The sequence below is a fragment of the Chryseobacterium sp. UNC8MFCol genome, assembly GCF_000482305.1.
GTDB lineage: Bacteria > Bacteroidota > Bacteroidia > Flavobacteriales > Weeksellaceae > Chryseobacterium > Chryseobacterium indologenes.
This window is the reverse complement of record NZ_AXUZ01000012.1, coordinates 92,563-107,134: the sequence shown is the minus strand read 5'-3', so window position 1 is coordinate 107,134 and position 14,572 is coordinate 92,563. Positions and strand designations below refer to the sequence as shown.

At 37.1% G+C, this 14,572-nt stretch carries 17 protein-coding genes, 1 tRNA gene and 1 pseudogene; 13 read left to right on the top strand and 6 right to left on the bottom strand.

Annotation, left to right across the window (positions count from 1 at the left end; genetic code table 11):
• The first annotated feature begins 303 nt into the window (after nucleotides 1-303).
• Entirely contained in the window at nucleotides 304-768 is a 465-nt protein-coding gene (locus M030_RS0106295; RefSeq protein WP_027372714.1) for a hypothetical protein, read from the top strand.
• Between the two features lie 200 nt (nucleotides 769-968).
• Nucleotides 969-1,466 (top strand): hypothetical protein, encoded by a 498-nt coding sequence (locus M030_RS0106290; RefSeq protein ID WP_027372713.1) that lies wholly within the window; start codon nucleotides 969-971, stop codon nucleotides 1,464-1,466.
• A 182-nt stretch (nucleotides 1,467-1,648) separates the two neighbouring features.
• Here the strand turns inward: M030_RS0106290 and M030_RS0106285 are convergent, their stop codons facing one another.
• Entirely contained in the window at nucleotides 1,649-2,671 is a 1,023-nt protein-coding gene (locus M030_RS0106285; protein WP_027372712.1) for a hypothetical protein, read from the bottom strand.
• An 18-nt stretch (nucleotides 2,672-2,689) separates the two neighbouring features.
• Nucleotides 2,690-3,544, bottom strand: a complete 855-nt coding sequence (locus tag M030_RS0106280; protein ID WP_027372711.1) for a hypothetical protein — start codon at nucleotides 3,542-3,544, stop codon at nucleotides 2,690-2,692.
• Nucleotides 3,545-3,785: 241 nt separating this feature from the next.
• Between M030_RS0106280 and M030_RS0106270 the strand changes: the two genes are divergently transcribed.
• The 5 genes from M030_RS0106270 (at nucleotide 3,786) to M030_RS23810 (ending at nucleotide 6,444) form a co-directional block, all read left to right on the top strand.
• Complete coding sequence (locus tag M030_RS0106270) at nucleotides 3,786-4,298, top strand: methylated-DNA--[protein]-cysteine S-methyltransferase (RefSeq protein ID WP_027372710.1); 513 nt, start codon at nucleotides 3,786-3,788, stop codon at nucleotides 4,296-4,298.
• 29 nt (nucleotides 4,299-4,327) lie between these two features.
• A complete protein-coding gene (locus tag M030_RS0106265) occupies nucleotides 4,328-4,930 on the top strand; it encodes a DUF2911 domain-containing protein (RefSeq protein ID WP_027372709.1) in 603 nt (200 codons plus the stop codon).
• A 3-nt stretch (nucleotides 4,931-4,933) separates the two neighbouring features.
• Nucleotides 4,934-5,470, top strand: coding sequence for a GNAT family N-acetyltransferase (locus tag M030_RS0106260; protein ID WP_027372708.1), 537 nt, complete (start codon nucleotides 4,934-4,936; stop codon nucleotides 5,468-5,470).
• Nucleotides 5,457-5,828: a cupin domain-containing protein gene (locus tag M030_RS0106255; protein WP_027372707.1), complete on the top strand. Its 372-nt coding sequence runs from the start codon at nucleotides 5,457-5,459 to the stop codon at nucleotides 5,826-5,828. Before M030_RS0106260 ends, M030_RS0106255 begins: the two co-directional genes overlap by 14 nt.
• 223 nt (nucleotides 5,829-6,051) lie before the next feature.
• Entirely contained in the window at nucleotides 6,052-6,444 is a 393-nt protein-coding gene (locus M030_RS23810; protein WP_051584918.1) for a PEGA domain-containing protein, read from the top strand.
• Between the two features lie 94 nt (nucleotides 6,445-6,538).
• Here the strand turns inward: M030_RS23810 and M030_RS23805 are convergent.
• The 3 genes and pseudogenes from M030_RS23805 to M030_RS0106235 form a co-directional block, all read right to left on the bottom strand.
• Nucleotides 6,539-7,249 (bottom strand): annotated as a pseudogene (locus tag M030_RS23805) (dienelactone hydrolase family protein).
• A 227-nt stretch (nucleotides 7,250-7,476) separates the two neighbouring features.
• Nucleotides 7,477-8,088, bottom strand: a complete 612-nt coding sequence (locus M030_RS0106240; RefSeq protein WP_027372706.1) for an HAD family hydrolase — start codon at nucleotides 8,086-8,088, stop codon at nucleotides 7,477-7,479.
• Between the two features lie 148 nt (nucleotides 8,089-8,236).
• Nucleotides 8,237-8,668, bottom strand: coding sequence for a type I restriction enzyme HsdR N-terminal domain-containing protein (locus tag M030_RS0106235; RefSeq protein ID WP_027372705.1), 432 nt, complete (start codon nucleotides 8,666-8,668; stop codon nucleotides 8,237-8,239).
• A gap of 7 nt (nucleotides 8,669-8,675) precedes the next feature.
• Here M030_RS0106235 and holA point away from each other — a divergent pair, with 7 nt between their 5' ends.
• The 3 genes from holA to M030_RS0106220 all read left to right on the top strand — a co-directional run bounded on the left by holA (nucleotide 8,676) and on the right by M030_RS0106220 (nucleotide 11,398).
• Nucleotides 8,676-9,713 carry a DNA polymerase III subunit delta gene (gene holA, locus M030_RS0106230; protein ID WP_027372704.1) on the top strand — a complete coding sequence of 346 codons (1,038 nt, stop codon included), beginning with the start codon at nucleotides 8,676-8,678 and terminating at the stop codon, nucleotides 9,711-9,713.
• A 249-nt stretch (nucleotides 9,714-9,962) separates the two neighbouring features.
• A complete protein-coding gene (gene trxB / locus M030_RS0106225) occupies nucleotides 9,963-10,904 on the top strand; it encodes a thioredoxin-disulfide reductase (RefSeq protein WP_034722197.1) in 942 nt (313 codons plus the stop codon).
• 281 nt (nucleotides 10,905-11,185) lie between these two features.
• Entirely contained in the window at nucleotides 11,186-11,398 is a 213-nt protein-coding gene (locus M030_RS0106220) for a hypothetical protein (RefSeq protein WP_027372702.1), read from the top strand.
• 373 nt (nucleotides 11,399-11,771) lie between these two features.
• Here the strand turns inward: M030_RS0106220 and M030_RS0106210 are convergent, their stop codons facing one another.
• Complete coding sequence (locus M030_RS0106210) at nucleotides 11,772-12,152, bottom strand: helix-turn-helix domain-containing protein (RefSeq protein WP_027372701.1); 381 nt, start codon at nucleotides 12,150-12,152, stop codon at nucleotides 11,772-11,774.
• 387 nt (nucleotides 12,153-12,539) lie between these two features.
• On the opposite strand from M030_RS0106210, the gene M030_RS0106205 reads away from it, so the two are divergent.
• The 3 genes from M030_RS0106205 (at nucleotide 12,540) to M030_RS0106190 (ending at nucleotide 14,560) form a co-directional block, all read left to right on the top strand.
• A tRNA-Ser gene (locus M030_RS0106205) sits at nucleotides 12,540-12,624 on the top strand.
• Between the two features lie 676 nt (nucleotides 12,625-13,300).
• Nucleotides 13,301-13,921: a DUF6134 family protein gene (locus tag M030_RS0106195; RefSeq protein WP_123861231.1), complete on the top strand. Its 621-nt coding sequence runs from the start codon at nucleotides 13,301-13,303 to the stop codon at nucleotides 13,919-13,921.
• Nucleotides 13,922-14,182: 261 nt separating this feature from the next.
• On the top strand, nucleotides 14,183-14,560 hold the full coding sequence (locus M030_RS0106190; RefSeq protein WP_027372699.1) for a two-component system response regulator: 378 nt from the start codon (nucleotides 14,183-14,185) through the stop codon (nucleotides 14,558-14,560).
• The last annotated feature ends 12 nt before the right edge of the window (nucleotides 14,561-14,572 follow it).

Genomic DNA, 14,572 nt, shown 5'->3' with positions numbered 1-14,572 from the left:
AACTTCAAAATGGAGACGATCTAAATGGACATTTTGGAAAATGCCGTTTCTAAATAAATTTCCAACTTAAACCTAACGGGTTTCGAAAATCTGTTAGGTTTAAGTCAATAAATACCACAAAAGGGTGATTGACCGGTAATCTTTTATCTAGTATTTTTGAACAGTTAAAGTTGCAATATATTTTAATAAACAGTGTCCTAATTACAATCGGAAGAGCCGAACACCGTATCAAAAAGTAGGCATCCAAAAAATAATTTTATGTGTAGTTGCGAAGTTGTATCTCAAAGTGGCAATTATTTTAATGTGAATTGTCAAGGCCCCAATGGAAACCGGTTTTATTCGGTTCAGGCATCTAATAAAATAGAAGCTTTACAGATTGCTCGGGATCTTTGTACCAATGAAGTTTCTGCAGAGCAGGTTACTGAAAGGATTTCTGATGTTGAGTCTGAAGGATTAAAAAAATACTCGGAAGATTTAAGTAACTTAACTGATGAATATAAACCATTATTTACCAATTGTATCATAAATAAAGAAGGTAAATGCGGGGATTATGGTTTTGGTAGTGTAGATTATCTCGTAAATTCCAGTGGAACACAAAAATATAGAGTTTTGGTACGAACAGTTGGTAACTATGGAAGTGTAGTACCCAAAGACGATGTCTATATTGTTGATCCATGGAGCCGAATTAAACTTGGTTGTGATCAAGTTCCTGGCTCAACTCCTACAATACGGCTAACCCGAATGATTGTCGGAGAAGTAGCTATATAAACTGTTGAGTAGTAAACATGCTAAGAGATTATCCAAACTAAGTTTTGATAAGAAGTCCCGTAAGTAAGATTTATGGGATTTTTTATTTGATTAAAAACAGTATTATTTTTTTGCTGAATTATTTATAAATTAGAGCGTTATAAACCAGCCCGGTAAAACTACTTAAAAACTGATAAAATTTCACCAAATTAAAAACAACCATGGCAGAATATTATGCAAAATCAAAAAACACTTTATCTTTTGAAGTCACGCGCAGCGAGCAATTAGTCGGCAAATTGTCTTACGAAAGCTGGTTTACATTCAATGCTGTTATAGAAATTGCAAATTCACAGTATCAGGTTGAGCCGAAGGGATTTTGGGGAACAACAATTGAATTAAAGGAAGGAGAAAAAGTTCTTTTAAAGTTCAGGATGAACTGGAACGGGGAAATTGTGGTCCAGACTTATTTTAACGGAATAAAGCAGGGCTATCTTTTTAAACACCGTGGTATTTTTAAAGACTCCTTTGTTCTTACCGATCAGGAAGGAATTGAATTGATGGTCATCAAGCCTCATCTTCAATGGAATATTATGAATTATGAGTATAACTTCACAACTTCCGATGCTTTTGAAACCTTTCCGGATAAAGAAATCGTATTGATCAACGCTTTGCATTGTGCCAATTATTATATGTCGATGATGATGCCTGCGGTTATTTAATCATGTTGGTCAGCAGAAACTAAAATAGACCTCAATCATATAAATTCCGGAAAAGAACTTGCTTAAGTTTGGGCTAAAGCCGATGAATGTTTACAAATTAAAAAACGGGCTAAAGCCCGTTCCAATTGATATTATTTGAGTGATGCACAAAGATGTTCTTTTAATGTACCCTTCTTTCTATCTTAGTGCCTGTTATCACAATTAACTGTGAAATCTTTCTCATTCCTATTTAAAAAACTGATGCTGGGGCAGCCGAAATAAGGAGCAATAAAACCAAAGAATACAGGTGGTTTTCCCTTAAAGAGATAACCTGTCCATTGAAGGGTATTGGCACCATCGGTATCGATTCCGTTAAGAGGAGCTAGTTCTGCATCCATGCCTGCTGTTGTAATGGTTTTTTCAAATATTTTTTCGTTACGATCATTCACAACTACCAGTTGGCGTTCACCGACCATACCATCTATCAGATAGTTTCGCAGATAATAGGTGAAATTCTCATAGGTTGCCTGGTAGCTTTGGGCTACCTTAAGTTTCGAATGGCTAAAGTATTTTTCGGAAGCAGCCGCATCTGTTTTTTTCCATTTGATGGCTTGCATCTTATTTTCGATGAAAGGGTTTTTATTCCCGAAATAAGCTATTGCATTCTCATATTTGCTTCCGATGTCCTGTGGTTTTTGAGCTTCAATCTGAAATCCGACCATGTACGAGCTCGGATCCGCTTCTTCTCCCTCCATCGAATAAAAATCTAAATAGGCAACCGCCTTCAGTTTGTTTAATGGGACCTTCTGCAATGTATTGAACTGATAATTATAAAGATATAGAGAGTCGTTCTCAGTAAGCTTGAGACCGTCTAACATTTTTTTCCTGTGCTGAGGATCAAGTTCAATATAACGCATCTCATCAGGAGAAACATTTTTTTTGTTTTTAAAGGCTTCTTCCTGTATCGGCTGTGGATCTTTGTAGATGTCTGATACGGAAACAAATACATCTAATAATACATCCTTTTGCCCCGAAGAACTGATTGTGATATTATAAATAGTAAAATCTTTATAATCAAATTTTTCTTCCGCAGCTTTTGTAGTCTTTACCGAATCATTTGAAGTGGTAACTACTGTTTCCGCCGTTTTTTTCTCATCCTTTTTGCAGCTGATAACCGCTAGTTGCGAAAATAAAAGCGCAAAACCAATCGTAATTTTCTTCTTCATAAGTTGTATTCCTAATGTTTAATTTATTTTGTAATATGGTTCTGAATAGTATCTGCTGGGTTTAATATAAGCCGTTTTTCTCTCTGCATCAAAGATCCAGACGAATCGACGAAGCATGTCGGCCCCGAAGTAGCTTACATTTTGGGTTTTGAGTTCTCCCGCAAAAAAACCGACCGATATATTTTTGAAGACAAAATCTCCCAGCTTAAAGAAGGGAAGAATGGCCTGTTTGGTAATAATACTTTGTCCGGCAGAGTTTTTCAAAGTTTTTTCCCCGATCACTTTCAGTTTTTTGTCAAGCTCTTTTTCCTCTGCAAAATCATTGCTGTAGAGTATTCCTCCTGAATATCCTGATTGCAGTGCAAAATATCCTTCCTGTTGTTGATGCCCGTCAACAACATTATCTGCCACGATATAGAACGCATCATGATCATAAAAAACAGGAACCGGCTGATATCCTTTCACATCAGGTAACGTATCATAAACCACAAATTGGTTATTATCGTAATCAATTTTAAAAGATTTTCCCTCAAAAAGGGCTGTTCCTATCTTTCCGTCTGCCCCTTGTCCTGCCAATTGATTATCAGTAAAACGAATGTTTTGTACAGATAATTTTCCAAGTTCAACCGTATTTCCATCACTGATTTCATCTTTGTTGAAAATGATGTGATCCGTTTTTCGTTGTTTTTCAGGAGAGATTGCTCCATCTTTCATGGCAATCTGAAACATCAGATCCAGTGAATCCTTTTTATTGACCAGGGTTTTTAGAATGATATTGTTACTTTTTGTGATCCTGAAGGGGATCGTCTGCTGGGCATTTATACCGAGAAATGCGGCCGAAAGTAAAACTAGGAGACTTGTTTTTTTGAGCATTATTGGGTGATTAGTGTATTAAAACCTTAAAATTACCCATTATCTTTGGAAAAGCAAATAATATAACAAAATGGTTGAAAAAAACGTTGAAAATTACTTCGGAAACTATTTTTATAAAAATCGTAGCTGATGCTTCGGATTGCTGGTCTATCATAATAAATGGTATACTGTACAGGCAAAAAAGTTATAAAAACTGTTTAAAGCGGAAAATGATTTTCAAAAATTGACTACTTTTAAACTAATGAAAATCATCCATCAAAAAACGATACAAACTCCGCTGGGAGATATGATTGCCTGTGCAGTTGATGAGGGAATATGCCTGCTTGAGTTTACGGACAGGAAGAATATTGAAAAGCAGTTAAAATCTCTTTCAAAAACTTTACAGGCCGACATTACAGAAAAAGATCACCCTCATTTTGTACAGCTGGAAGAAGAACTGAAAGAATATTTCGATGGGAAAAGGAATCGTTTTGAAGTTCCTCTACATACTACCGGAACCGAATTTCAGGAGAAAGTCTGGCAGCTGCTCCGGGAAATTCCTATGGGAGAGATAAGAACCTATAAACAGCAATCTGAGTTTTTGGGTAACCCAAAAGCAATCCGTGCTGTCGGAACGGCCAACGGAATCAATAAAATTGCTATTTTGATCCCATGTCACCGCGTGATAGGGTCTAATGGCGAGCTGATAGGATATGCAGGAGGAATCTGGAGAAAGCAAAAATTATTGGAACTAGAGAAAGCTATTTTATTTTGATTTTTGTAATTTTAAGCAAAAATTTACACGTGAAAAAGTTATTAGCAGCAATTTGCATATCAGTTTCAGCATTCAGCTTTGCACAGGATTACTCCGTACCTGCAGCAAGTCCACGCCAGAAAGTGGAACAGCAGTTTTCGATGTCTAAAATCTCTATCGACTACGGTAGACCCGGAGTGAAAGGACGTAAAATATTTGGAGACCTTGTTCCTTATGGTCAGGTTTGGAGAGCAGGAGCTAACTCTTCCACAAAAATCACATTTGGCCAGGCCGTGAATTTTGGCGGAAAGACAGTTCCGGCAGGAACTTACGGATTATTCATCGTTCCTACAGAAAAAGAATGGAAAGTGATCTTGAATAAAGATTTCCAGCAATGGGGAGCGTATACCTATGACCCTAAACAGGATGTTGTAGATGTTACCGTACCGGTGAGCAAATTAGCCGACAAACAGGAATGGTTTGAAATTACCCTGAATCCTACAGACGAAAATTCCGGAAACCTAGTGATCAAATGGGATATGGCACAGGCAGAAGTTCCATTGAAGCCAAATAAATTGGATACCGTTATTAAGATTTCTGATAAACTGAAAGAAATCAAGAAAATAGAATCAGATTCTACTAAAAAAAGCTAAATAATGAATTTTTCTATTCAGCCTGTTTTAGAGAATGATAAATTTCAATTAATCCCCTTACAGCAAGGGGATTTTGAATCATTATACGAAGTAGCTTCCGATCCGAAAGTCTGGGAACAGCATCCCAATAAAGATCGGTATAAAAGAGAGGTCTTTGAAAGTTTTTTTCAGGGAGCGATGGAAAGTAAAGGGGCTTTTAAGATTATTGATAAAGCAACCGGAGACGTATTGGGAAGCAGTCGCTACTATAACTTCGATGAAAATGACAGCCATATTTTTATAGGATATACTTTTTATGGAACAAAATCCTGGGGAAAAGGAATCAATCCGCAGGTGAAAAAACTGATGCTGGATTATATCTTTCAGTTTGTCGATAAAGTTCATTTTCACATCGGGAAAGAAAATTTCCGCTCGCAAACAGCCCTGGAAAGGTTGGGAGGAAAAAAAATTGCCGAAGAAGAAGTCGCTTATTTTGCAGAACCTACCCGGACTAATTTTGTCTACGAAATAAAAAAGGAAGATTGGAATGAAAAAATATAAAATTCAGCAATCTCCATTTATAGTTCCCACCACCGATGGAAAACTGATTGAAGAGCACTGGGGGAATTCCACCGGAAATGCTAATGTTTCTATTGCCCATATGGTAGCACCTCCCGATTGGAGCGAGCCTCACCAGACTCCTGAGTTTGATGAATTCACTTATATTATTTCAGGAAAAAAGCAATTTGAAATAGACGGAGAAATAGTTGTTCTTGAAAAAGGCCAAAGTATATGGATTGAAAAAGGAACAAGAATAAGGTACAGTAACCCGTTTGCAGAACCCTGTGAATACCTTGCCATCTGTCTTCCTGCCTTTTCTATGGAGTTGGTTAACAGGGAAGTGGAAGGAGTAGATTAACTAAAAGAATACAAAAGATCGGATCTGAAAACCGGTAAAACCCGTCTTTTATAAAAAATAGCCATCAGCAGTGAAATGATGGAATGATAAAAAGCAATCTCAAAGCTGAGGTTGCTTTTTTATTTGAATGCCGATAAATACTATGTTTTTTAGCAAAATTAGTGCATGTGGTATATAATTATTTTGTAAGTTCGCGCACTTAAAATTTAGCTTAAAAAAATTTATGAAAAACAATCTATCAATTGTGTTATTACTTGGGATTTCGCTTTCTGCAACTTCATGCGCAACCATTTTTACAGGCTCTAAAGATGCTATATCTTTTTCTTCTGCTCCCGAAGGCGCAAAAGTGATTCATAAGGGAATCGAAAAGTGTGTGACACCATGTACTGCTGATATCTCCAGATCATTGAGCAGGCAAACGGTCACCTTTGAAAAAGAAGGCTTTGTTACCAAAGAGGTAAAGCTTACAAAGACCTTTAATCCGGTAACGCTATTAAATATTCTTTTTGGTGGGGCAATAGGAGTCGGAATTGATGCAGCCACAGGCTCGCTTACCAAATATTCACCTAAAAAATATAATGTTGAGATGGAGGCTCAGCCGGCATCTATTCAGTAAAAATAAAAGAAGGCAAATTCGCTGGGTGCTGAATTTGCCTTTTTACATTTTGAGTGCGGTTATTTCAGGGTGTTTACCTTCGAGGCATCATTGCTTATTTCAGGATTTCCTTTAAAAATAATAAAGTATGATTCCATGCTCTTTTAGCCATAACTTCATTATAGTCGGGAGATTTAGGATCTGTAAAAGTATGTTTTGAATGGGCATACGTAATGATCTGCCAGTCGGCATTACCTTCATTCATTTCTTTGATGAGGTTGTCGTAATCCTGCTATGAGACACTTTTGTCATCGGCTGGATTTTCCACTAAAATTTTAGCGTTCAGTTTCTCGTTTTTCCTTGTCTGGTCTTTCCCCAGGCTACCGTGGATGGAAACAACGCCTACAACGGGAAGTCCGCCTCTGGCAGATTCCAGAGCTCCTGTACCACCAAAACAATATCCGATGACTGCTGTCTTGTCAGCTATTGCTCCGTTTTTCTTTAGCTGCTCCAATGCCAGGGAGATCCTTTTCTGGTATTCCTGATAATTTTGCTTGTAATACCCTGAAGTTTTCGCGGCAGAATCATTGTCGGCAGGGATTTTTCCTTCCCCGTAAATGTCAGCAATAAAGGCAATGTATCCTTGTTTTTCGAGCTCTACAGCTGCCGTTTTTGCTTCCTCATCAATTCCTTTCCAGGCCGGAAGAATCAACACTCCCGGAAGCTTTTTGCCTGCATTGGAAGTGATTAAACCATTTAATTTTTGTGCGCCGTCCTGATAGGAAACGGTCTTAAGTTTTTGACCGAAAACTGTTCCTGAGGCCATAAGAATTGCGGTTAATAAAATTGAACGTATCATATTTTTTATTTTGTGTTGGGTTTTGCAACTTTCTTTAGTATCTGGATCAAGTTGAGCGGTATTGTTTTTTTATTGCGGAGCTTATTAATTGACTTCACAGTAACGGAAAAAAAATATCTGATCAACAAAAAATCCTCAACTAAATTAATGAAAAATAATGTAATTGAGGATCTTACTATTTTGCGAAAAATACATTAAATTTTTATCCCAAGATCTGTCAGTTCCTTTTCCAGATCAGTATCGGGCAGAACATGAATGGTATTAAAACCTAATGACTCTGCCATCTCGATATTTTTTTGATTGTCGTCTATAAATACCGATTCTTCAGCTTTTATCTGGTATCTTTCCAATAAGACATGCCAGATTTTCGGATCAGGTTTAATGAGTTTTTCTGTTCCTGAAACCACTATCTTTCCGTCAAACAATTGAAAAAAATCATAATTTTCCAGAGCATAGGGAAACGTTTCTTCAGACCAGTTGGTTAATCCGAATAAGTGATAATCTGTTTTTCTGAGTTTCCTCAGGACTTCCACATTTTGAGGGATATCACTTTTTAGCATCACGGTCCAGTTGTCATAGAAAGCTCTGATCTCTTTTTCCCACTCAGGAAATTTCTTTACCTGGATTTCGGTTCCTTCCGCTAGGCTTCTTCCCCGGTCCTGTTCGATATTCCATTCGTCCTGGGCAATATTTTCCAGGAAATATTCCATTTTTTCATCATCATTAAAGTAGTCTTTAAAGAAATATCTGGGGTTCCAATCCATCAGAACGCCTCCGAAATCGAAAATGATGTTTTTTATATTCATAATAATTAATATTGTTGTGAGTTACTGCTATTTTTTATGAACCACCCCGTCAAAAATTTTGTAAATTTTCGCCACCCCTCCAGAGGAGGGGAATGATCACGTCTTCAGTTGTAATCGTTGTGAAAACGGAAGTGATTTTATTTTTTATTTATTCCGGTCTGTAAAACTGATACTGTCCGTCTTCATAATAAGCATTGATATGCTGAAGTCCATTGGTAAGAATAATTTCCTTTGCTCCGATGATGGAGTTGTACCGGGCGGTCTGTTCAAATGTTTTCTCTGTCAGTTTGATATGGGGAGCTTTGCATTCAATCAGAATGACAGGTTCGGCTTTCTCCGTGATCAGAAGGTCAACTCTCTTTGTCAGTCCGTTTAAAACAATTTTTTTTTCGGTGATCAGTGCCGATGCAGAGTAGGATTTTACCGTAAGATAATAGTGTATCCAGTGTTGTCTTACCCATTCTTCAGGCGTGAGCAGAAGATAAGTTTTACGAACCAAATCATAAATAAAAAACTTATCTTTGTCTTTCTTGAATTTAAAATCAAAAGTTTCCTGAAAATTCAGTTTTGGAAGTTCCATTAATAAGATGAAAGAATTAGATTTAATCCTCAAAAATATTAAAAATAAAGAAGTTTTACCGATTTATTTTTTTCACGGAGATGAACCTTACTTTATTGATATCGCTGTAAAAGCCCTTGAGCACAACTTTCTGGAAGAAGATGAAAAAGCCTTCAACCAGACCGTTACCTATGGAAAAGATACCTCATACCAGGAGGTTCTTTCACTGGCAAGGCAGTTTCCGATGATGGGGGATAAGCAGGTGATCATTGTGAAAGAAGCACAGGATCTTAAGTTCAATGAAGAGGAAAACAGGATTCTGGAATCTTATGTAGAAAACCCTGTACCTTCCACGGTACTTGTTTTTGCCCATAAACATAAAAAACTGGACAGCAGAAAAAAAGCCGCCAAATCTCTGGATAAAGCCAAAGCATTATTTCTTAGCGAATCTGTAAAGGATAATAACCTGCCGAAATGGATTGCTGATGAATGTACTAAACTTGGCATCAAAACGGCACCTAATATTTCCCATCTTTTAGCAGAATACCTTGGCAATGATCTTTCCAGAATTGCTAATGAACTGAATAAGCTGAAAATTATTCTTAAAGAAGGGGAGGTTCTTGACGGTGCCATTGTAGAAAATCATATAGGAATCAGTAAAGAATACAATGTTTTTGAACTTCAAAAAGCATTGGGAACAAAAAATGCCAATGCCGCCTTTAAAATTGCCCATTTTATGGGTAAGAACCCCAAAAACAATCCGTTTGTGATGATGTTGGCAAGCCTTTACAATTACTTTTCAAATGTTATTATTTATCAGACCATGGCCGGGCAGCCGCCACAGGTTATTGCTTCCCAAATGGGCTTGAATCCTTATTTTATAAAGGATTATGCAGAAAGTGCCAGATTATATCCTTTAAAACATGCGACAAGGGTCATTTCTATCTTACGGGAGTTTGATATGAAAGGAAAAGGACTTGGCGCAGTGAATATGAGCGAAGCAGAATTGATTAAAGAGCTGGTATATAAGATCATTAATGTGGACAAGATTAAAATGAAAGTTTAATTGAAGTGGAAAATGGAGAATTGAAAGTTGAAAATGACTAGGAGATGGGATAGAGTATAGGGCTGTGTAAACAACATTTTGATCTCTTATACTTTGAGCGCTAGGCTTTTAATTTTCGCATATAAAACTCAATTGAGAATTCGCATATCTCTTATTGACAAGTATCATTAAAATAACTTTAAAAAGCAATTAAAAATTACGAAATTAGCAGTCTTAATTTAATTAAATCTTTTTTCGAACAAGTACATTATGGAGCAAAACATTTTAGATTGTGTGATCGTTGGATCTGGGCCTTCTGGTTTCACAGCTGCCATCTATGCAGCAAGAGCAGACTTAAAACCTGAGCTATATACAGGTTTGGAGCCGGGCGGACAATTAACTACCACTACTGAAGTAGATAACTTCCCAGGATATCCGGCAGGAATTACAGGTCCAGAAATGATGATGGATCTGCAAAAACAAGCAGAAAGATTTGATACCAAAGTTCATTACGAGATGATCACTAAAGCCGAGTTTTCCAAAGAAGTCGGCGGTGTTCATAAACTATATGCAGGAAACAAAGAAATTTTAGCAAAATCTGTCATTATTTCTACGGGAGCTACAGCAAAGTATCTTGGGCTTGATGACGAAAAGAAATATGCAGGAGGAGGCGTTTCAGCCTGTGCGACATGCGACGGGTTTTTCTACAGAGGAAAAGATGTTGTCGTTGTAGGGGCAGGAGATACGGCAGCTGAAGAGGCTACTTATCTTGCAAAATTATGCAGAAAGGTAACGTTATTAGTAAGAAAAGATGTGTTCAGAGCTTCAAAAGCGATGGTACACAGGGTAGAAAATACTCCGAATATTGAAGTGAAATTCCACCACGAGTTAATTGCTATTGAAGGAGAAAACAGCTTGGTAGAAAGAGCCGTAGTGATCAACAACCAAACTCAGGAAACTTCTAAGATCGATGTTGAAGGGATTTTCATTGCTATCGGTCACAAACCGAATACAGATATCTTCGCAGGCCAGGTAGATCTTGACGAAAACGGATATATCTTGACTGAAAAAGGTTCTTCAAGAACGAATCTTCCGGGAGTTTTCGCGGCAGGAGATGTTCAGGATCATATCTACAGACAGGCTATTACCGCTGCAGGAAGCGGGTGTATGGCTGCAATGGATGCAGAAAAATATCTGGCTGAATTACACTAATATTCAGCTTCTAATCATACAAAGCGTACCATAGGGTACGCTTTTTTGTTTTCCTGTACTCACAATAAAGAAACGTGGAGACCGCTTTTTTTGCCACGAATGCACGAATAATTAAAAGGATTCGTGCATTCGTGGCCTTTTAAAATTATACCTTTAATAAGCAAAAGCAAAAACAGCTTCCATTGAAACTGTTTTTTATGTGTATCACGGCAAGATTATCCCCTTTTTATCTTTATACCTAAAGGAAAATCTCTAAATTTAGCACCCTAATCTAAAATAATATGGAAACAAAAATCATCAAAATAACACACGTTACCGGAACCTACATCATTGAAGCTCCCCAGGGGAAACTAAACGACCTGAAAACCCAACTGGACAAATGCCTGAACGATGAGCAGGGTGCTATTGTTGTAAAGGGAGATAATGGGGATCAGTTTGTGTATCCGTCTGATCTTTTAAAAAACAGCTTCATTAAAATAGTAGACCGCGAATAGGATAGGACCCTCAACAATACTTCTCTTTTCTGGACAGCAACAATTCATGGAATTTCTGATGGGTATTTTCCCACGAAATTCTTGTCCAAAATCACTCCGGCCTGTTATGAACGGTCGCCAGATACTTGCAATACCGTCTCTAATGGGTTTATGGACGGTCTACAGGCACTTCGGAGCAGGTAGTATGCCCTTGGTGAAGACGCTTTATTCCCTTGGGTAAGGGGGTATCGGGGCTTATAGTACGGCCTCCCGACCGTTGTGAAAGTGGCTGTAGAGGCTTTAGGATTCCTTAAAGGGGCTTTGGATGGGTATATAATAGAAAACGGCTTCCAACGGAAGCCGTTTCTGTATATTCTTGATATTCTTGAAAAGATTATTTCTTTTTAAGCTTAGCATTTTCTGCTTTTAAAATCTCAATTTGTTCTTTCAGAAGCTTAATATACTCTTGCTGGCTTTCCAGCAAATATTCAGGTATATTGCAATATTGATTATAATTACCAGACTGATTACTGGTGTTAGAGCTGCTATCATTGAAAGTCAGATTCTGTACAACTGTTGCTGCTCTTTCTTCTTTAATATCTTCTACAGAAACATCTAATGCATGAGCCAGTTTTTCCCACTCGTCATCGTATATTCTCACGTCACCACTTTCTTTTCTGCCGTAGTTGGAGACATCAGTTGCAATAATATCAGCAATCTGCTGCTGTGTAAGGCCTTTCTGCTTTCTTATAGTTCTTAGCTTTTCCATTGTCATAGGATACCTGTGTTTTTACAAATGTAGTGAAAAATATGTGTGTTTGTAAATACAGCCGGAAAGGTTTTGCATTACCGTAAACCTTAGTGTTTATGTAGAAATATTGTAGATATCTGTAAGTAAAACGATGGGTATTGATTTAAAATTTTAATCGATCTTGTAGGAAGTATATGGAAGTCGTGGAGTATTTTTTATCATTCATATCATTGGCAGTACTGCTTTAGCCTACGGCCAATACGGGGTTTAGCCTTTTTAAATGAAAAATAATTCCCTTGATTTCTAGTCTATTATTAAGTTTTGTTAAAATTTGTTCCGCAAAAGTTTTGCAGAAATTAAAAATCGTTCTATATTTGCACCACTGAAAACAACGATACAATCGGAGTTTAAGGAGAGTTGGCAGAGTGGTCGATTGCGGCAGTCTTGAAAACTGTTGACTGTAACAGGTCCGGGGGTTCGAATCCCTCACTCTCCGCTGAGAGGGTCTTCATCAAGAAGACCCTCTTTTTTTTCGTATATAAGAAATCCTTTTCGGATCAGATGCCAACTTGGAGGCTACGCAAAAAGCTTGGTTAATCTGGAAATAAAAAATGTTCTATCTTTTATCCTCTAAGAGGAAAAAGTTCTATCCTTTACTCCTATAAGTTACATTCTGAAGCTTCACAAAACGCAAAAGCAAGATGCGATTCCTTATTGAGAAGGGAGCTATGAAAGCGACAAAGTCGCTGATGAGGCTTTATGGATGTGCATGCGCTTGGAAAGGATCTATGAAGTTGGTTCCAATCTTTGCTTGCTCAAAATATCTATTTTAAATAATATAGTTATAAATATTCTACATTTCCCAGTTTTCGACACTGATCCATACCTGTAACACATCAAGAGTCTAAAAACGGTTCAGAATTATAAATTGGAACGCAGTTTTGTTTTTAAATGACTTGTTTTCATGTCGTTGTGGTGTTTTTGTTTAATAGGTTCACATTTATCATGTGGAACATTTCAGGCCTTCTCCAAGTATAATTTTGTATTATAAGTATTTCCATGACGAATGCAAAAAAAACTCTTGATGTATCAAAATCCATTTCGGGCCTTCGTTGTACATCGAAAGGAAAACTTATAAAGGAAGTTGTTAATTTTTTAAAAAAATAAGTTCAATGAAAACATGTATGATTTTGTTACTGACGCTGCCTGGCTATTTTCAACCCCATATTGCAACACCCACCGATAAAGAATATCTGCATTATTCTATTATAAAAGATGATAAAACCATCGGTAATATCCATGTGGAACGTTCTTTGAAAAACGGTATCACTGAATATGTTTTCGAATCGCGGGCTAAAGTAAGAATTCTCTACAATATTGAGATTTACGACAAAATGGGTGTCACTTTTAAACAAAATATTCTACAACAGGCAAAGCTTTACCGCACAATGAACGGGAGGCTAAAAGTGAACAATACCGCCACCCGGAATGGGCATTTTTATGATCTTTCGGATAAAAATGGCGCCAATGGCCTTCTAAAACAGTCTGTTTTCTGCACTACTGCAAGTCTCTATTTTAACGAGCCGGGAAATGTAAAATCTGTTTTTTCGGAAAGATTCCAGAAAATGATCCCTCTTCAGAAGATTGATTCCAGAAAATACAGAATCGATCTGCCGAACGGAAATACTACTACTTATACCTACAACAGCGGAATTTGCACTTTGGTTGAAGCTGATACGGACTTTGCAAAACTAAAATTTGTTTTAAATATGAATTCTAACAAAAACCCGTAGTATCAATCACAATCCACCTGGCTTTTTTAGTTGATTTTTTAAAATGCCCGGCAGTAATCCCTTTCAGTCTGCAAAAGAGCATTAGAATCCATCATACTGTACAAAATCTGGAAAACCAAATCAAAATATACAGCTATTTATTATTTATTTTTTTTCAGAATAATGAATTTTATGATTCCAACATGCTCCTAGGGCCAATCCTTTTTACTTCTCATTTGAAAAAATCTATTCTGTAAGGTTATTCAATAATCCTTCCTATATTTGTTCAAAATTACACAACATGAAAAAAAGGTGGTGCTCATTCAGGAGAATGAAGTGATCCTGGATATAATGGATGAAGTGCTTGAGGATGGGGGTTTTGATGTAACGCCGTCTTTGACGACTGAACCCATTGAAAATATCGAAGACATTGATCCCGATGTAGTCATCGTAGACGATCACATCAAAGGAGATAAAAAAGGATCAGAAGTCATCAGGGAGCTTAAATCTGATCCGGATACAGAAGATGTTTCTTCCGTTCTCACCTCTACGGCCCATAATATTGAGAAAACTGCAAAAGACTGTCTGGCCGACGATTTTATTCAAAAACCTTTTGATATAGACCATATGATTGATGTGGTAAAGAAAAATGCCGAATAAACACTTACAAAA